We start from the raw sequence: 19,054 nt of genomic DNA on the forward strand, positions 1-19,054 counted from the left end.
GCTCCTTGCAGCATCCGGCCAGCGCAACATGTCTGGCTTGGTGCATCAAATGTCTGATTACAGCTATAGGCTTTAAACCTGCCACAGCGATGATAGCAGCCAGACGTTTTAAGTTCCACTCCCATGCAATACCTGTATCCGCTGCTCGCGGTCCTGATCTGGTCGGGCAACACCGTCGTCAGCAAACAAGCCGCTGGCGCCATCGCCCCCATTGAAATCGGCTTTTTGCGCTGGGTGCTGGCGGTGCTGCTGGTCACCCCCGTGCTGCTGCCGGCGGTCTGGCGCAACCGCGAGGCCATCCGGGGCCATGCCGGCCAGATCCTGGTGCTGGGCGTGCTGGGCATGGTGGTCTACCAAAGCTGCGCCTACTTTGCCGCTGCCTACACCACGGCCACGCACATGGGCATCATCCTGACCCTGTCGCCGCTGGTGGTGCTGGGCATCTGTGTGGGCCTGCTCGGCCAGGTGCTGACGGCCGGCGGCGCCATCGGCTCGGTCCTGGCCTTTGCCGGCGTGGTGCTGGTGATCAGCGAAGGGCATCCCGCATCGCTGCTGGACCACGGCATCAACCGCGGCGATCTGCTGATGCTGCTGGCCTGCCTGGCCTATGCGGCCTACAACATCCTGCTCAAGCGCTGGGCCATGCCGCGCGTGCCCAGCTGGCAGCTGCTGTACCTGCAGATGGTGGTGGCCATGTTCGCCCAACTGCCGTTCTACCTGGCCTCGCCCAAGGTCGGACTCAATGCGGACAACTGGTACCTGGTCGCGTATGCCGGCACCATGGCCTCGATTGTGGCCACCTGGATGTGGATGACCGCTGTCGCCAAGCTCGGGCCCAGCCGCTCGATCATGTTCTTCAACCTGACCCCGCTGCTGACGGCGCTGATCGCCTCGGCCTGGGCCAAGGAGCAGTTGCACAGCTACCTGTGGATCGGCGGGGCGACGACCATTTTGGGCGTGCTGCTGGCCGAGTTGTGGAAAACGCCACTGCGCCGCGCCAGGGACGCGGCCAGCAGCGTGGTCTGACCTTTCAGCCCATCGACAAAAGGTCGTAGATGATCCTGGCCATCAGCGCCAGCAGGCCACAGACCGATACCAGCATCAGCCAGGGCGCCCAGACCTTGTCGCGCCAGGAAAAGCCCAGCAGCAGGCTGACGCAGCAGACGCCCAGCAGAACCAGGGTGGTGTTGAAACTCAGCAAACGGCCTCCTTGCACGGCGATGATGTTCAGTGCCCATCTTCGGTCGATGGGCTGCTGGCGGTATTGACAGCCATCAAGGAAAGACCGGTGGGCGGGTGTCTGTAGTCCCATGTCGTTAAGAACATCTTGGACATATTGATATTCCAGCCGGAATGATCAACTGCGTCACAATGGTTCAGCTATTTCCACCCCCTTGTTCATCCTGATCCGCTGGAGGCACCATGAAAGTTGAGAATATTCTGCACACCATTGGCAATACGCCGGTGGTCCATATCAACCGCTTGTTCGGCGCTGGCGCCCAGGTCTGGATCAAGTCCGAGCGCAGCAATCCCGGCGGCTCCATCAAGGACCGCATCGCGCTGGCGATGATCGAAGATGCCGAAAAGACCGGCGCGCTCAAGCCCGGCGGCACCATCATCGAGCCCACCAGCGGCAACACCGGCGTGGGCCTGGCGCTCGTCGCCGCCGTCAAGGGCTACAAGCTCATCCTGGTGATGCCCGAGAGCATGTCCATCGAGCGCCGCCGCCTGATGCTGGCCTATGGCGCCAGCTTTGACCTGACCCCCAAGGAAAAAGGCATGAAGGGCGCGATCGCCCGCGCCGAAGAGCTGGCCGCCCAAACCCCAGGCTCATGGATTCCGCAGCAGTTCGAAAACCCGGCCAACACGGCCGTGCATGAGCGCACCACCGCCCAAGAGCTGCTGGCCGATTTCCCCGATGGCATCGATGTGCTGATCACCGGTGTCGGCACTGGTGGCCATTTGTCGGGCGTGGCCCATGTGCTCAAGGCCAAGTTCCCGCAGCTCAAGGTCTATGCCGTCGAGCCCACCGCATCGCCCGTCATTTCGGGCGGCCAACCAGCCCCCCACCCGATCCAGGGCATTGGCGCCGGCTTTATCCCGCGCAACCTGGACAGCAGCGTGCTCGACGGCGTGATCCAGGTCGATGCCGAGCCCGCCCGTGAATACGCGCGCCGCGCGGCCCGCGAAGAAGGCCTGCTGGTCGGCATCTCGTCGGGTGCCACGCTGGCCGCCATTGCACAAAAGCTGCCCGATCTGCCCCCCAACGCCAAAGTGCTGGGCTTTGCCTATGACACCGGCGAGCGCTACCTGTCGGTGGAAGGCTTTCTGCCGGCCTGATCACCGCCCACGGCGCTCCGCCCACTGCTGCCCCTGGCCTCCTGGCCAGGGGCTTTTTTATTACCTATCGTCACATCAAAATAGATAAGGCTGGTTAATTTCGGGGAGCAGCCGTGCCATATTGCAGGCCGGGCGCGTTTTTCACCCCGGGTCTTTGCCGGCTCTCTTCTGCCGCCATTCCGATGGGTTCATACCCGGCCCCTGGCCAAGGCTACGCACCCGCTCTTCCACCCCGAAATACCACAACACCAAGGAGGCTCAGTGATGCAATTTTCCTGGAACGATCCCACGGCGATCATGTTCGCCATCTACCTGGTGGCCATGCTCGCCATCGGCTGGCTCGGCTACCTAGGCACGAAGAACCTGTCCGACTACATCCTGGGCGGCCGCAGCCTGGGCAGTTTTGTGACTGCACTCTCGGCCGGGGCCTCGGACATGAGCGGCTGGCTGCTGATGGGCCTGCCCGGGGCCATCTACGCCACCGGCCTGTCCGAGTCCTGGATTGCGATCGGGCTGGTCTTCGGCGCCTACCTCAACTGGTTCTTTGTAGCTGGCCGCCTGCGCCTCTACACCGAGCGTGCCGGCAATGCGCTGACCTTGCCCGACTACCTGGCCAACCGCTTTGAGGACCGCAGCAACGTGCTGCGCATCGTTACCGCGCTGGTCATCCTGGTGTTCTTCACGCTGTACTGCGCATCGGGCGTCGTTGCAGGCGCGCGCCTGTTCGAGAACATGTTCGGCATGCCCTACACCACAGCGCTGTGGGTGGGCGCAGCTTGCACCATCGCCTATGTGCTGATTGGCGGCTTTCTGGCCGTGAGCTGGACCGACACCATCCAGGCCTCGCTGATGATCACCGCGCTGCTGCTGGCACCGGTGATTGCCTGGCTGGCCGTGCAGGGCCAGCTGCAGCCCGGCCAGGACCTGCATGCCATCGTCGCGGCAGAAAAGTTCGATCTGCTGCGCGGCGCCAGCGTAGCGGGCATCGCCTCGCTGCTGGCCTGGGGCCTGGGCTACTTTGGCCAGCCGCATATCCTGGTGCGCTTCATGGCCGCCTCATCGGTGCAGACCATTCCGGCCGCACGCCGCATCAGCATGGCCTGGATGGTGCTGTGCCTGGGCGGTGCCGTGGCGGTGGGCTTTATCGGCATTCCGTATTTCGCCGCCCACCCGGAAGGCGCTGCCGCGGTGAACGCCAATGCCGAGACCGTATTCATGGAGATCACCAAGCAGCTGTTCAACCCCTGGATTGCCGGCGCCTTGCTGGCCGCCATCCTGGCTGCGGTGATGAGCACCTTGTCCTGCCAGCTGCTGGTCTGCTCCAGCGCGCTGACCGAAGACATCTACCGCGTCTTTGTGCGCAAGCAGGCGAGCCAGACCGAGCTGGTCTGGGTGGGCCGCGCGATGGTGCTGCTGGTAGCGCTGATTGCCATTGCCATTGCGAGCAACCCCGAGGCCAAGGTGCTGGGCATGGTGAGCTACGCCTGGGCGGGTTTTGGTGCAGCCTTTGGCCCGGTCATCATCCTGTCCTTGTTCTGGAGCCGCATGACGCGTGGCGGCGCACTGGCCGGCATCATCGTCGGGGCCGTCACCGTGCTGGTCTGGAAGCAGTTTGGCTGGCTGGGCCTGTACGAGATCATCCCCGGTTTTGCCTTCGCCTGGATCGCCGCTGTGGTCGTGAGCCGCATGGGCCCGCCGCCTTCGACCACCATGCAGCAGGCCCATGCCGATGTAGAGCGCGAGTTCTCCCAACTGCAGCGCTGATCGCCTCGTAGTCCCCCAAAGCAAAGGCCGCTCCAAGGAGCGGCTTTTGCTTGGGCAGCGAGCCTTACTTGGCCACCACCACGCCAGCGTCCGAGGTCTCCTGCGCGATGGCCTGGGCCACCTTACTCACGCCCGAGCGCTTGCGCCAGGCCGACCAGGTCACGGCAGCGAGCAGGAACAGGCTGATGCAGACAAAGGTCGCGCTGATGGGGCGCTGCATGAAGACCATCATGTCGCCACGGGACAGCAGAAGCGCACGGCGGAAGTTCTCTTCCATCATCGGCCCCAGCACAAAGCCCAGCATGATGGGGGCGACAGAGAAGTCCAGCACCATCAAGACGGCGCCGATGATGCCGAAGGCCAGCACCTCCCAGATATGGAACAGGCTGTTTTGCGTGGTGAACACACCCACTGCAATGAAGAACATCGCCGAAGGGAACAGGTACTTGTACGGCACGGCCAGCATCTTGACCCAGACGCCGATCAGCGGCACGTTCAGAATCATCAAGATCACATTACCGATCCAGAAGCTGGCGATCAGGCCCCAGAAAATGTCCGGATGCTCGGTGATCAGCTGAGGACCGGGCTGAATGCCCTGGATCAGCAGCGCGCCCAGCAGCAGCGCCATCACCGCATCACCGGGAATGCCCAGGCTCATGGTCGGGATGAAGTCCACCTGGGTCTTCGAGTGCGCGGAGGCCTCGGGGGCTGCCACGCCAGCGATCATGCCGGTACCAAAACGGCTCGGGTCCTTGGCCACCTTTTGCTCCAGCGCATAGGCGATGAAGGTGGTGATGGTCGGGCCCGTGCCGGGCATGGCGCCAAACAAGGTGCCCACCGCGGTGCCGCGCACCATCGGCCAGAAGGCTTCCTTGAGCTCAGCCATCGAAGGGCGCATGTCACGGATGCGCATCTTGGTGTTGCTGGTGATCGCCTTCATCTTGTTGACGTTGAGCAGGAAGTCGGCAATACCGAACAAGCCCATCGCCACCGCCACCATCTCCAGGCCATCGCTCAGGTCCGGGATGTCGAACGCAAAGCGGAAGGTGCCGCTGTTCACGTCGGTGCCAACGATGCCGCAGAGCAGGCCGAACAAGGTCATCGCCACGCCCTTGAGCGGCGAGCCGCGCGACATGGTCGAGCCCGCCAGCAGGCCCAGCAGCATGATGGAGAACAGCTCGGCCGGGCCAAACTTGAACGCGATCGTGGTCAGCAGTGGCGAGGCGAAGATCATCACGATGATGCCAACCGAGGCCGCAAAGAACGAGCAGATCATCGTGATCCCCAGCGCCGTTCCGCCCTTGCCCTTCTTGGTCATCGGGTAGCCGTCCAGGCAGGTCACTGCATGGGGCGGGTGCGATGGCAGGTTCAGCAAGATTGCGCCGATGGCGCCGCCGTACTGGGAGCCGTAGAAGATACCGGCCAGCATCAGGATCGCAGGCACCGGATGCATGGTGTAGGTCAGTGGCAGCAGAATGGAGATCGCCGACAGCGCGCCCATGCCCGGCAATACGCCGATCAGGTTGCCCACCAGCACGCCGAAAAACGACCACATCAGGTTATGGCCCTGGAAGGCGATGCCAAAGCCGTACCAGAGGTCTTGCAATGCTTGTCCCATGGCTTACATCCCCCACCTGACCAGCGGCATCTGCACCTGCAGCGCCCACCAGAAAATCACCACGGCGACGATCATCATCGACATGGCCAGCACGAAGCAGGCCATCACGCTGTTGCTGCGGTCACCCAAAGCGCAGATAAACACGATGGCAAAGGTCGCGGGCAGCAGGCCCAGGTATTCGCCACAGAAGTAAAAGGCAATGGTGCCCAGGATGATGCAAGCAGCGCCCCGGAAATCGGGAATCTCATGCTTGTGTCCCACCAGCGCCGCCTCGTCGCCGGGGCCTGTTTTCTTGGCGTTCAGCGCGATCAGCACGCCCGTGAGCGCCAGCAAAATGCCGACCGCAAACGGGAAGTAGCCCGGCCCCATGTGGGCCAGCGAGCCAATGTTGTAGCTTTGCGCCGCATAGGCCGCGCTGCCACCGAGCAGGATCATCAGCGCGCCGCCGTAGTAATCCTTGTTGTAGTTCTTGCCGCCGGCGCTCATGGCCGCTCCTTGGCGGGCGCCCGGCGCCCCTGCACACCCGCAAGGGTGGACCTGTGTTGACCCATGTTCGTCTCCTTTTCTTACAACTTGCGCGGAAAGTCTAGAAAACGAAGCTGCCAAACACCTGCCAAATGTCAGAGGGGGCCGCAAAATACGTAAATCTACTTAGCGAAAACAGTCCCGCAAAGGACAGCGCGCTCAGGCGGGATCGCGGGCCACAGGCAGGCGCACCAGGGCGGTCAGCCCCCGGCCGGCAACGCCATCACGGGCCTCGCCATCGTCCAGCAGCAGCTCACCGTGGAAGCGCTGCACATAGGCCCGGGCAATGGCCAGGCCCAGGCCCGATCCGCCCGGCGCCTGCGCAGCATCAGGCTGCAAGCGGCTAAAGCGCGCAAAGGCGCGCTCACGGTCCTCGGGCGCAATGCCGGGGCCGTTGTCCTGCACGCGGATCTGCACCCAGGCCCCGTCACGCTGCACCGAGACATTGATGCGGCCCCGGGCTGGCGTGTAGGCAATCGCGTTGTGCACCAGGTTGGCCAGCAGCTCATAGACGGCGGTGGCGGGGGCCTGCACTGCTGCGGCCATCGCGGCGCCCGGGTCGGCCTCGCCCTCGGCATCGCCCTCAAAATCCTGGCCACGCACATCGATCCAGCCCAGGTCCTGCTGCTTGTCCAGCGCCAGCGGCAGGTAGGCCAGCACCACCTCGCGCGCCACCGTATTGGCGTCGCAGACCTCGCCCTCCCGGGCCTGCTGCACGGCAGGCTGGCTGGCATGGGCCAGGGCCAGCAGCTGCTCGGACACGCGGCGGCCGCGCTGCAGTTGCTGGAGCATGCTGCGCAAGCTCGCCTGCACGGCCTCGGGATCGGTCTCGCGCAGCGCATAGGCGGCCTGCGTGCTCAGAATGGCCAGCGGCGTGCGCAGCTGGTGCGAGGCATCGGCCAGAAACTGGCGCTGCTGGGCCAGCGCATCGCGCTGCTGCGCCAGGTGCAGGTTCATCGCATCAACCAGCGGCCGCACCTCACCGGGCACGGCCTCGGTGGCCAGCGGCTGCAGGTCATCGCTGCGGCGCTGCTGCACGGCGCGGCGCAAGGCCTGGAGCGGGCGCAGGCCCCAGGCCACGCCCAGCCACACCACCAGAACCAGCACCAGCAAGGTGCGCCCATCGCGCAGCAGGCTGTCCCACATCAGGCTGCGCACCGTGCGCTCAATGCCGGCGCTGGTCTGCGCCGTCTGGATCAGCACGCGCCACTCCTGGCCCGACTGGTCATGCAGCACCCGCAGCAGCGCCAGCACCCGCACCGGCTGGTGGTCCACTTCAGCGGCGTACGACACCCGCGTGTCATCGTCTGCCGCGCGGAATGGGCGGCTGGGGTCGGCCGGGTCATGCGCGGGTTCAGGGAACTGGGCGGCGCCCAGCAACAGGCGCTGCTGGGCCCCGTCGGGGGTTTGCATCTGCACCCGCAAAAACTTGCGCCGGCTGCTGAGCACCTCGAACATCGAGATGATGTGCAGGGGCTCGTCCAGGCTCAGTTGGCCTTCACTGTCCCAACGCAGGTTGTCCGACAGCGCCTGGGCCGGCTCCAACAGGCTCTGGTCATAGGCGCGCTCGAGCTCGCGTGCCAGGCTGACGCTGTCGCGCCAGCTGTCGAGCACCAGCAGGGCCATCAGCACGGGCACCAGCACCCACAGCAGGCGCAAACGCAGGCCCGGGGAAGAACGCAGGCGCCAGCCCATGGTGGTCAGCAGGAAAGTGGATTGCCCGGGCTTTTGGGCACCAGGGTTTCGAGCATGTAGCCCAAGCCCCGCACGGTCACGATATGCACATCGCCGCCCGCGAGCTTGCGCCGCACCCGGTGCAGCACCTGCTCGATGGCATCGGGGCTGACGCTGCTGTCCTGCGGGAAGACCTTGGCCGTCAGCTTGGACTTGCCCACCGGCGCGCCGGTGCGCGCCATCAGCGCTTCGAGCGCTGCATGCTCACGCGGCGTCAGCGCCAGCATCTGCTCGGCCAGCCAGAAGGTGCGGTGGTTGCTGTCGTAGCGCAGCGAGCCGCATTGCTGCATGGCCTGCACCCGGCCCTGGCTGCGCCGGTGCAGCGCCGCCAGGCGCGCCTCCAGCTCGGCCACATCGAAAGGCTTGGTCAGGTAGTCATCGGCTCCCCGGTGCAGGCCTTCGACGCGGTCCTGCACCGCCCCTTGCGCGGTCAGCACCAGCACCGGCTCACGCCGGCCCTGGCCGCGCATGGCCGAGAGCCAGTCAAAGCCATGCTGGTCGGGCAGTTGCAAATCGAGCACCACCACATCAAAGGGGCCGTCGGGCAGCAGGCGCGTGGCCATCGCCGCATGCGCGGCATGCACCGCCTCGATGTTCGATTGCTTGAGGGCGCGCACCAGCCAGGCGGCCATCTCCAGCTCGTCTTCAATCAGCAATATGCGCATGCTTGCTCGCCAGAATTCAGGGGCTCAGAAAACCGCGATCATACGCCGCTGGGCAGCGGTATCCAGCGCCCCTTGATCTCTACTCCTGGATAGGCGATGGAATGCCGGGCGTGGGCACTGGTGGTGGTTGTACCGGGGCGGGGTCTTTGACAGGCGGGGCTTCCGGGTGCCGGGGGTCAATATGCATCAAGGGCTCCTTGCAGGTGATGTTGCGATTGTGCCCAGGCCCGGCAGGGCGCGCTGTCAGCAAACGCCCTGCCGCCACGCCGCAGTCAGCGCGCCAGCACCGGCGCCAGCGCCTTGCCGGTATGCGTGCCCGCGTGGACCAGGTCCTCGGGCGTACCAGTAGCAACAATGCGGCCACCGGCATTGCCGCCCTCGGGCCCCAGGTCGATCACCCAGTCGGCCTCGGCAATCACATCCAGGTCATGCTCGATGACCACCACACTGTGGCCGGCATCGACCAGGCGGTGCAGCACATGGATCAGCTTGTCAACATCGGCCATGTGCAGGCCCACGGTGGGCTCATCGAGCACATACAAGGTGTGGGGCGCCTTGTTGCCCCGGCGCGTGATGTCATCGCGCACCTTGGTCAGCTCGGTCACCAGCTTGATGCGCTGCGCCTCGCCACCCGACAAGGTGGGCGACGGCTGACCCAAGGTCAGATAACCCAGGCCCACATCCTGCAGCAGCTGCAGCGGATGGGCGATGCTGGGCATGCTGGCAAAGAACAGCACCGCCTCGTCGACCTCCATCTGCAGCACTTCGCCAATGCTCTTGCCGCGCCAGGTGACCGCCAGCGTTTCGGGGCTGAAGCGGGCGCCATGGCAGACTTCGCAAGGCACCTTCACATCGGGCAGAAAGCTCATCTCGATGGTGCGCATGCCCTGGCCCTCGCAGGCCGGGCAGCGGCCTTCGCCGGTGTTGAAGGAGAAACGCCCGGCCGCATAGCCGCGCGCCTTGGCCTCCAGCGTCTCAGCAAACAGCTTGCGGATCGTGTCCCAAAAACCGATATAGGTCGCAGGGCAGGAGCGCGGCGTCTTGCCAATCGGCGTCTGGTCCACTTCCAGCACCCGGTCGATGCCCTCAAAGCCCTGCAGGCCCTTGCAGCCCAAGAGCGCCGGCGCCTTGCCGGCATCCATGTCATCGCGCCCCGCCTTGGTGGCGCGCTGGCCGACCCAGGCGGCCACATTGGTGAGAAGCACATCGCGCGCCAGCGTGGATTTGCCCGAGCCCGACACCCCCGTCACGGCCACCAGGCGCTTGAGCGGTACGCGCACATCCACGTTCTGCAGGTTGTGCAGGTGGGCGCCCAGCACGGACAGCCAGTGCAGCGGCGCCATCGCATCGGCGCGGGCCGGCGCGGCCAGCGCGGCATTGGCCTGGGCGCTGTCGGCGGCCAGCGCGGCAGCGGCGTCGGCGGCGATCTGCTTCTTGGTGCGCTTTTTGACGACGGGCGCTGCGTCGTCTGCGGGCGATGACAACACCGCATCGGCCACGCCATGCACCAGGCGGCGCGGCTGGAAGGGGTGGCGCATCGCATGCAGCAGGTAGCGGCCGGTCTGCGAGTCGGCCGCATCCATCACATCCTGCGTCGTGCCTTGGGCCACCAGGCGGCCGCCGCGCTTGCCGGCGCTAGGGCCGATGTCGATCACATGGTCGGCGCGGCGGATCGTGTCCTCGTCATGCTCCACCACCACCAGCGTATTGCCCTTGGCGCCCAGCTTGTGCAGCGCGTTGAGCAGGATATGGTTGTCGCGCGCATGCAGGCCAATCGTGGGCTCGTCGAGCACATAGCAGACGCCTTGCAGATTGCTGCCCAGCTGCGCGGCCAGGCGAATGCGCTGCGCCTCGCCGCCCGACAAGGTGGGCGCGCCCCGGTCCAGCGTCAGATAGCCCAGGCCCACCTCTTCCAGAAAGGCCAGGCGGCTGTGGATCTCGGGCACCAGGTCGCGGGCGATATCGCTTTCGCGGCCCGACAGCACCAGGCCCTCGATCCAGAGCCGCACATCGGTGACCGACAGGCGGGCGATCGACGAGATCGACTGGCCGTGGAACAGCACCGCACGGGCGGTGGCATTGAGGCGCGTGCCCTGGCAGGTCGGGCAGGTGGTTTCGCCCACATCCTCGGCCTCGGGCTCTTCAAAGCTCTGCTCGCGGCCCCGGTTGTCCTGGCTCATCACCGAATCGTCATAGACCTTGCGCTGGTCCTTAGTCAGCTTGACGCCGGTGCCCACGCAGTCGGGGCACCAGCCATGCTTGCTGTTGTAGGAGAACAAACGCGGGTCCAGCTCGGCATAGCTGGTGGCGCAGACCGGGCAGGCGCGCTTGGTGGAGAACACCTGCAGCTGGCCAATGGCGGATGTGTCGCTGCCCGTCTGCATCGCCGCTTCCAGGGTACCGATGGCCGAGAGCACATGCAGCACGCCCTTGCCCAGCTCCAGCGCCGTGGCGAGCTTGTCGCGCAGCAGGGCCTCGTTCTCGGGCCTGATCTCGATGCTGGCCACCGGCAGCTCGACCGTGTGCTCCTTGAAGCGGTCCAGGCGCGGAAAGCCGGTGGTCGGCAGGAACTGGCCATCGACGCGCAGATGGGTGTAGCCACGCGGCCGCGCCCAGTCCGCCAGCTCGGTGTAGACGCCCTTGCGCGCGACCACCAGCGGGGCCATCAGGCCAATGAGCTGGCCGCGGTACTGCGTCATCAGCTGCGCGGCAATGCTCTCGGGGGTTTGCGGCTGGACCGCTGCGCCATCCTTGGTGCAATGCTGCACGCCCAGCTTCACGTAGAGCAGGCGCAGAAAATGCCAGACCTCGGTCGTGGTGCCCACCGTGGATTTGCGCCCGCCGCGCGAGAGGCGCTGCTCGATCGCCACCGTCGGCGGGATGCCGTAGACCGCATCGACCTCGGGGCGGCCCGCCGGTTGCACGATGGAACGCGCATAGGCGTTGAGCGATTCGAGGTAGCGGCGCTGGCCTTCGTTGAACAGGATGTCAAACGCCAGGGTCGATTTTCCCGAGCCCGACACGCCGGTGACGACGTTGAACTTGCCACGCGGAATGTCCACGCTCAGGTTCTTCAGGTTGTGCTCCTTGGCATTGATGATCTGGATGCTGTTGCCCGGCCCGGGCAGCGCCGCAGCTTGCGCTGCAGGCGCCAGCGCATAGGCCGGCCGCTGCTCGCGCACTTCGTGGGGCTGGCCATCGCCGCGCTCACCCAGCATGGCCAGCTCGTAGTCGCGCAGCGCCTGCGCGGTGTAGGAGCGGCCGGACTTGCGCACCTCCTCGGGCGTGCCCTCTTCCACCACCTTGCCGCCGTCTTCGCCAGCATCGGGGCCCAGGTCGATCAGCCAGTCGCTGGCACGGATCACATCGAGGTTGTGCTCGATGACGATCAGCGAATGGCCGGCTTCGAGCAGCTTGCGCAGTGCGCGCATCAGCTTGGCAATGTCTTCAAAATGCAGGCCGGTGGTGGGCTCGTCAAACAGGAACAAGGTGCCCTTACGCGCCAGCGTTTGCTTGGATTTGGAGGCGCTCTTGGCGGCCTCGGCCAGAAAGCCGGCGAGCTTGAGGCGCTGGGCCTCGCCACCCGACAAGGTCGGCACCGGCTGGCCCAGCTTCACATATTCCAGTCCCACATCGACGATGGGCTGCAGCGCGCGGATCACCTCGCGGTCCTTGGCGAACAGCGCGGCCGCCTCGCTGACAGTCAGTTCCAGCACATCGGCCACGTTCATCAAGCGGCCATCGCGCTCGATGCGTACCTCCAGAATCTCGGCGCGGTAGCGCTTGCCGTCGCAATCTGGGCAGCGCAGGTAGACGTCGGAGAGGAACTGCATCTCCACATGCTCAAAGCCCGAGCCGCCACAGGTCGGGCAGCGGCCATCACCGCTGTTGAAGCTGAACTTGCCGGCGGTATAGCCGCGCTGCAAGGACAGCGGCGCGGTCGCAAACAGCTCGCGCACCGCATCCCAGGCGCCCACATAGCTGACCGGGTTGGAGCGCGCGGTCTTGCCAATCGGTGACTGGTCAACAAAGACGATATCGGACAGGTGGTCAGCGCCCAGCAGGCGCTGGTGCGCGCCAGCCAGCTCGGTGGGCTTGCCAAAATGGCGCATCAAGGCAGGGGCCAGCACGTCCTGAATCAGTGTGGACTTGCCCGAACCCGACACGCCGGTGACCACCACCAGGCGCTGGAGCGGAAAATCCACCGACACGTTCTGCAGGTTGTGCTCGGTCGCGCCTTCCAGAATCAGGCGCGGCGTGCTCTCGGTCACCATGCGCTTGGCGCCCATGCCCACCTGCTTGCGGCCGCCCAGGTAGGCACCAGTCAGCGTGTCGGCATGGCGCAGCTCGGCCGGGGTGCCGTCAAACACGATCTGGCCGCCCTTCTCGCCCGGGCCTGGGCCCATGTCGATCATGCGGTCGGCGGCAAACATCACCGCCGGGTCGTGTTCCACCACCACCAGGGTGTTGCCGGCATCACGCAGCCGCTTCATCGCGACGGTGATGCGCTCCATATCGCGCGGGTGCAGGCCGATCGAGGGCTCGTCCAGCACGAACAAGGTGTTGACCAGCGAGGTGCCCAGGGCCGTGGTCAGGTTGATGCGCTGCACCTCGCCGCCACTCAGCGTGCGGCTCTGGCGGTCCAGGGTCAGGTAGCCAATGCCGACATCGCAGAGGTAGAGCAGGCGGTTGCTGATTTCCTCATGCAGCAGGCGCAGCGCCTGCGCGTCGCCATCGTTGCTGCGGCGGATATCCATGCTGGCAAAGAACTGGCGCAGCCGCACGATGGGCAGCAGCATCAGGTCGTGCAGGCTCAGGCCGGGCAAGGCCTCCAGCTGCTCGCGGCTCCAGGCCACACCGCGCGGCATGAAGCGCTGGGCCGGCGGCAAGGCCGCATCGGCATCGGCCTTCGATCCCACGCGCCACAGCAGGCTCTCGGTCTTGAGGCGTGCACCGCCACAGACCGGGCACGGCGTGTAGCTGCGGTACTTGGACAGCAAGACGCGGATATGCATCTTGTAGGACTTGGTTTCCAGGTACTCGAAATAGCGGCGGATGCCGTACCACTGGCGGCTCCAGTTACCGTCCTTGTAGCCCTCTTCGCCATGGATGACCCAGTCCTTCTGCGCCTCGGTCAGCTTGGCCCAGGCGGTGTCGCGGGGAATGCCCTGCGCCTCGGCATGGCGCATCAGATCGTCCTGGATCTCCTTCCAGGCCGGCGTCTGGATCGGCTTGATCACGCCGGTGCGCAAGGTCAGCTTTTCGTTGGGAATCACCAGGCCCCAGTCCACGCCAATGACCCGGCCAAAACCCCGGCAGGCATCGCAGGCGCCCACGGCCGAGTTGAACGAGAACATCGACGGCGTCGGCTCGCGGTAGCGCAGGCCGCTTTCCGGGCAGTGCAGGCCAGCGGAGAACTTCCACAGCGCGGGCTCGGCGGTGTTGCCGTCGGCATCGGCCTCGGCGACGGCATACACCGTCATCTGGCCGCTGCCGCGCTTCAGGGCCACCTCGATGGCCTCGATCACGCGCGCCTTCTCGGCCTTGCTGAGGCGAAAGCGATCCGCCACCACATCGAGCAGCTTGACCCGCTGGGGCGCCTCGGCCGCGGCCTGCTTGCCGGCCTTGGGCTTTTTCTTGCTGCTGTCCACGGCCGCTGCCTGCCGCACCACATCGACCTCGCGCTCGGCCTGCACCTTGGTAAAGCCGCTGGCCGACAGCCACTGCTCGACCTGCTCAGCGCTGGTGTTGGCCGGCAGCTCGACCGGAAAGGTGATCACGATGCGCGGGTCATCGGCCTGGCTGCGCTGCAGCAACTGCTCGTAAATGCTCTCGGGCGTGTCATGCTGCACCGGCAAGGCGGTCTGCTGGTCAAACAGATGGCCGGCGCGTGCCACCAGCAGCTTCAGGTGGTCGTTGAGCTCGGTCATCGTGCCCACCGTGGAGCGCGAGCTGCGCACCGGGTTGGTCTGGTCAATCGCAATGGCGGGCGGCACGCCTTCGACCTTGTCCACGGCCGGCTTGTCCATGCGGTCCAGAAACTGGCGCGCATAGGCGCTGAAAGTTTCAACATAGCGGCGCTGACCCTCGGCATACAAGGTGTCGAACACCAGGCTGGACTTGCCCGAGCCGCTGGGCCCGGTCACCACGGTCAACTCCCCCGTGCGGATATCCAGATCCAGATTCTTGAGGTTGTGCTGACGCGCACCACGGATGCGAATGATTTCCTGAGACATACCGATGAGCTATCCAGTAATTCGTTGGCGCAGTCCAGCCGCCGGATAAGCAAGCCCCCATGCGCAGTGCCAGGGATGCCCAAACTCGGAAGGCCGACACGACTGCGTGGGGGCAAAATGATCGTGAGCAACCATTCTAGGGAGTTCATTCCTCGGCTGAATCAGCTCGCGGCAAAGCCCTGCAAAACACTGTACATATTTACAGATATTAGCAAATGGCGATGTATCCGAGCCGCAGGCTTGGGCGGCACAAAAAAACCCGCCATCTCTCGAAGGCGGGTTGGGAAGCAGGGGCGCGCCGGGCGCCCAAGGCTTGCTTAGAAGTTGTGGCGGATACCCGCAGCGAAGGTGCTGAAGTCGGCGCCGGAGATGCCGGTGGCGTAGCTGGCGTTGGCCTTGTTGTCGACCTTGGTGTAGCCAGCGTACAGCTTGGAGCGCTTGCTCAGGTTGTAGTTGTAGCCCAGGATCAGCTGGCGTGCGCCGCTGTTGCTGACGTCGTCCCACTTGCCAGCCCAGCCGAAGCCAGCGACAAACTCGGAAGCGCCCATGGTGTACATACCGGTCACGCGCGCTGCATTGCGCTTGCCGCGCAGCTCTTCGTCAGAGCGTTGGTAGTAAGCGCCCAGTTGGAAGGCGTTGATGGTGTAGTGCGCGCGCAGGCCCAGTTGCTTGTCGCCACCGACCTTGGTGAAGCCTGCACCCAGGGCCAGAGGACCGCTTTCCCAGTTGGCAGCCAGGTCGTAGCCGTGCTTGTCGTTGGTGCCAGCAGCCTTTTCGTGGAACGAGGCAGCGCCTTCAATGGTCAGGCCGCCCAGGAACACGGGAGTGCGGTAGGCGATCTTGTTGGAGTCGCGCATCACGTAGCTGTACAGCGCGTCCGACAGCGAACCAGTGTCGTGGTTAGGCTGGTCCAGCACGCCGTAGTCAGCCACTGCATAGTAGGACTCAGCGGTGAAGGTACCCAGACGCAGCATACCGAAGTTGCCCGCCAGGTTCACTTCGCTTTGGCGGCGGAAGGTCAGGCCACCAGCGGAGCCGGTGCCCGAGCCGTCGTCCGAGTTGAAACCCGATTCCAGCACGAAGCCAGCCTTCAGGCCGCCACCCAGGTCTTCCGTGCCACGGAAACCGATACGCGATGCGTTGTTGAACAAACCGGTGGTGGAGACATCGCCCACCTTCTGGCGTTCCACCGAGGTGTTCACACGGCCATAAACCTGCACGCTGCTTTGAGCCAGTGCAGCAGTAGAGCCAGCAACGGCCAAGGTGGCAATCATCAAACGATTCAGTGAACGCATAGTGTCCTCGGGGATGTAGTCATTAAAAATGGTTGGACGGTGCTGTTGGGGTCCGCACGGGGCAGGTTTCAGCCCGTCACATAATGTTAATTCTAGGCGGCAGACTCCGGAAAACGCGCTGAATATCTTGCAGTTTTTGCGAGAGTGACGCATCGCTACCACACTTATGTGACACACCCTGGTATTAACCATGAGATACCAAACCGCCCAGAAAAAAACAGCACCCGAAGGTGCTGTTGGGAGGTGAAGGCCAGGGGTATCAGGCCATCTGCATACCCGGGGCCATCTCGCAGTCATGCGGTTCAGTCGTTCGCGTAAATATCCACATCCTTGGTTTCACGCACGAACAATGTACCGATCACGAAGGTGATACCGGCGATGATGATGGGGTACCACAAGCCGTTGTACATGTTGCCGGTCTGCGCGACGATCGCGAAGGCCGTCGTGGGCAGCAGACCACCGAACCACCCATTGCCGATGTGATAGGGCAGCGACATGGAGGTGTAGCGGATGCGGGTCGGGAACATTTCCACCAGCATCGCGGCAATCGGTCCGTACACCATGGTCACCAGCAGCACCAGGTAGGTCAGCAGCACCACAGTCAAGACCTTGTTGGTCTTGGCGGGGTCGGCCTTGGCTGGGTAGCCGTCCTTGGCCAGGGTCTCGGCGACAGCCTTCTTGAACGCACCGTCCTTGGCCTTCAGATCGTCGCCACTGAGGCCCGCAGCCGAGTAGCTGGGGATGGTGTCGTTGCCGATCTTGATGATGGCCGTCGTGCCGGCAGGCGCCGCCTCGGTTTCATAGCTCACCGAATTGGCCGCCAGCAGTTGCTTGGCCACGTCGCAGGAGCTGGTGAACTTGGAGGTGCCCGTCGGGTTAAACTGGAAGGAGCACTCGGCCGGGTTGGCCACGACCACGACCTTGTTCTTGGCTTGCGCCGCTGCCAGATCGGGGTTGGCCGCTTCGGTCAGCATCTTGAACACGGGGAAGTAGGTCAGCACGGCCAGCAGGCAGCCGGCCATGATGATGGGCTTGCGGCCGATCTTGTCGGACAGTGCACCAAAGATCACGAAGAACGGGGTGGCGATCAGCAGGGCCACGGCAATCATCAGATTGGCACTGACGGCATCGACCTTGAGCTGCTGGGTCAGGAAGAACAGCGCATAGAACTGGCCGGTGTACCAGACCACGGCCTGGCCAGCGGTCAGGCCGATCAGCGCGAGGATCACGATCTTCAGGTTCTTCCACTGGCCAAACGATTCGCGCAGCGGTGCCTTGGAGGTTTTGCCTTCGGCCTTCATGCGCTGGAACGCAGGCGACTCGGACAAGGTCATGCGGATCCACACCGACACGCCCAACAGCAGAATCGACACCAGGAACGGAATGCGCCAGCCCCAGTCATTGAAGGCAGGCTCGCCCATGGCGGTACGCGTGCCCAGAATCACCAGCAGCGACAGGAACAGGCCCAGGGTCGCCGTAGTCTGGATCCAGGAGGTGTAGGCACCGCGCTTGCCATGCGGCGCATGCTCGGCCACATAGGTGGCCGCACCGCCGTATTCACCACCCAAGGCCAGACCTTGCAGCATGCGCAGTACGATCAGGATGATGGGCGCTGCCACGCCAATGCTGGCGTAGTTGGGCAAGATACCTACGATGAAGGTCGATGCGCCCATCAGCAAGATGGTGACCAGGAACGTGTACTTGCGCCCGATCATGTCGCCCAGCCGGCCAAACACCAGCGCGCCGAAGGGGCGCACGATAAAGCCGGCAGCAAAGGCCAGCAGCGCAAAGATGAAGGCGGAGGTTGGGTCCAGTCCGGAGAAGAACTGTTTGGCGATGATGGCCGCCAGCGAGCCGTAGAGATAGAAGTCGTACCACTCAAAAACGGTGCCGAGTGACGAGGCGAAGATGACCTTGCGCTCCTCCTTGGTCATCGGCCGTGCTGCTGCACTGGTTGCCATGCTGTTGTCTCCTTGTAGTGTTGCCGCTCTTTTGTTTGGCGGACACTGCATTCTTCAAGCAAGCGCTGACCCAAGTCTGACGGTTTTCCAACACAAGCTTGCAATCTGCTGACAATTCGCTGACAAAATCCAGCGCAACCCGCACAAAGCGTTTTGCGATGCGGAATATCGCTGCACTGCAGCAGCGACCAAGGGAAAGTCCCAGGGCGGGCAAAACCGCTGGAAGGGGCATTTTCAGCAGCGCAGAAGCCGGAAATCAGCGCTTGGCCAAACCGGAGGGGCGGTCTGCTGCCGCATCCCATTGGCCATCGGCAAACCAGGCGTCGCCATTCAGGTAGGCGCTCAGCATCGGCAGCCCATCCAGGCCCCAGAACAGCTTGCCGTCCAGCACCATGCTGGGCACGCCAAACACGCCGGCTGCGGCCGCCGCATCGGTATTGCTGCGCAAGGCCCGCTTGGCCTCCTGCTCGGCCGCGTCGCCATGGCGCAGCTGCTCAGCCAGGGCTTGCTCCAAGGCCGGCAGGCGCTGGGCATCGAGCGCATCGGCGCCACCCAGCCAGACATGGCGAAAGATGGCATCGGCCGTGAAGCGGTTGATGCAGCCGCCCTGGCCCGTGCGCAAGGCCAGGCGCAGCAAGGGCAAGGGGTTGAAGGGGTGCTGGGCGGGCATCTGCAGCCCACAGCCCAGGCTGTGGCCCAGCCAGCTGGCATGGCGGTAGGTCCATTCGCGCTTGCCGGCAATGCCGGCTGGCCCCGGGTTGGCATGCTGCTGCAGCAGCGCCCCCAGCAAGACGGGCCGGTAGCGCACATGCACGCTATGGCCCTGCAACGCCTGCGGCAGCGCATGGAAAGCCAGCCAGGCGTAGGGAGAGACAAAGTCCAGGTAGAAATCGATGCTTTTCATACCCGGCTCCTG

12 protein-coding genes are annotated in these 19,054 nt (G+C 64.6%); 3 read left to right on the plus strand and 9 right to left on the minus strand.

Going from position 1 to position 19,054, the window contains the following annotated elements; genetic code table 11:
* The first annotated feature begins 123 nt into the window (after nt 1-123).
* Nucleotides 124-1,026, plus strand: a complete 903-nt coding sequence (locus tag DCO45_RS14730) for a DMT family transporter (RefSeq protein WP_116926516.1) — start codon at nt 124-126, stop codon at nt 1,024-1,026.
* Between the two features lie 4 nt (nt 1,027-1,030).
* Here DCO45_RS14730 and DCO45_RS14735 read toward each other — a convergent pair whose 3' ends face one another.
* A complete protein-coding gene (locus DCO45_RS14735; protein ID WP_232539446.1) occupies nt 1,031-1,312 on the minus strand; it encodes a hypothetical protein in 282 nt (93 codons plus the stop codon).
* 110 nt (nt 1,313-1,422) lie between these two features.
* Between DCO45_RS14735 and cysK the strand changes: the two genes are divergently transcribed.
* Entirely contained in the window at nt 1,423-2,340 is a 918-nt protein-coding gene (gene cysK, locus DCO45_RS14740; RefSeq protein ID WP_116926517.1) for a cysteine synthase A, read from the plus strand.
* 264 nt (nt 2,341-2,604) lie between these two features.
* On the plus strand, nt 2,605-4,104 hold the full coding sequence (gene putP, locus DCO45_RS14745; RefSeq protein WP_116926566.1) for a sodium/proline symporter PutP: 1,500 nt from the start codon (nt 2,605-2,607) through the stop codon (nt 4,102-4,104).
* Between the two features lie 64 nt (nt 4,105-4,168).
* Here the strand turns inward: putP and DCO45_RS14750 are convergent, their stop codons facing one another.
* The 8 genes from DCO45_RS14750 to DCO45_RS14785 all read right to left on the minus strand — a co-directional run bounded on the left by DCO45_RS14750 (nt 4,169) and on the right by DCO45_RS14785 (nt 19,042).
* Nucleotides 4,169-5,722 carry a tripartite tricarboxylate transporter permease gene (locus DCO45_RS14750; RefSeq protein WP_116926518.1) on the minus strand — a complete coding sequence of 518 codons (1,554 nt, stop codon included), beginning with the start codon at nt 5,720-5,722 and terminating at the stop codon, nt 4,169-4,171.
* Between the two features lie 3 nt (nt 5,723-5,725).
* Nucleotides 5,726-6,208 carry a tripartite tricarboxylate transporter TctB family protein gene (locus tag DCO45_RS14755; RefSeq protein WP_243419366.1) on the minus strand — a complete coding sequence of 161 codons (483 nt, stop codon included), beginning with the start codon at nt 6,206-6,208 and terminating at the stop codon, nt 5,726-5,728.
* Nucleotides 6,209-6,406: 198 nt separating this feature from the next.
* A complete protein-coding gene (locus DCO45_RS14760; RefSeq protein WP_116926519.1) occupies nt 6,407-7,942 on the minus strand; it encodes a sensor histidine kinase in 1,536 nt (511 codons plus the stop codon).
* A 5-nt stretch (nt 7,943-7,947) separates the two neighbouring features.
* On the minus strand, nt 7,948-8,646 hold the full coding sequence (locus tag DCO45_RS14765; RefSeq protein ID WP_116926520.1) for a response regulator: 699 nt from the start codon (nt 8,644-8,646) through the stop codon (nt 7,948-7,950).
* A gap of 272 nt (nt 8,647-8,918) precedes the next feature.
* Nucleotides 8,919-14,882: an excinuclease ABC subunit UvrA gene (gene uvrA, locus DCO45_RS14770; protein ID WP_116926521.1), complete on the minus strand. Its 5,964-nt coding sequence runs from the start codon at nt 14,880-14,882 to the stop codon at nt 8,919-8,921.
* A gap of 317 nt (nt 14,883-15,199) precedes the next feature.
* A complete protein-coding gene (locus DCO45_RS14775) occupies nt 15,200-16,177 on the minus strand; it encodes a porin (RefSeq protein ID WP_116926522.1) in 978 nt (325 codons plus the stop codon).
* 302 nt (nt 16,178-16,479) lie between these two features.
* Nucleotides 16,480-18,138, minus strand: a complete 1,659-nt coding sequence (locus DCO45_RS14780) for an MFS transporter (RefSeq protein WP_116926523.1) — start codon at nt 18,136-18,138, stop codon at nt 16,480-16,482.
* Nucleotides 18,139-18,394: 256 nt separating this feature from the next.
* A complete protein-coding gene (locus DCO45_RS14785; protein WP_116926524.1) occupies nt 18,395-19,042 on the minus strand; it encodes a DsbA family protein in 648 nt (215 codons plus the stop codon).
* Between the last annotated feature and the right edge of the window lie 12 nt (nt 19,043-19,054).

The organism is Comamonas sp. JNW, assembly GCF_003105075.1.
In the GTDB taxonomy this organism is placed as follows: domain Bacteria; phylum Pseudomonadota; class Gammaproteobacteria; order Burkholderiales; family Burkholderiaceae_C; genus Comamonas; species Comamonas squillarum.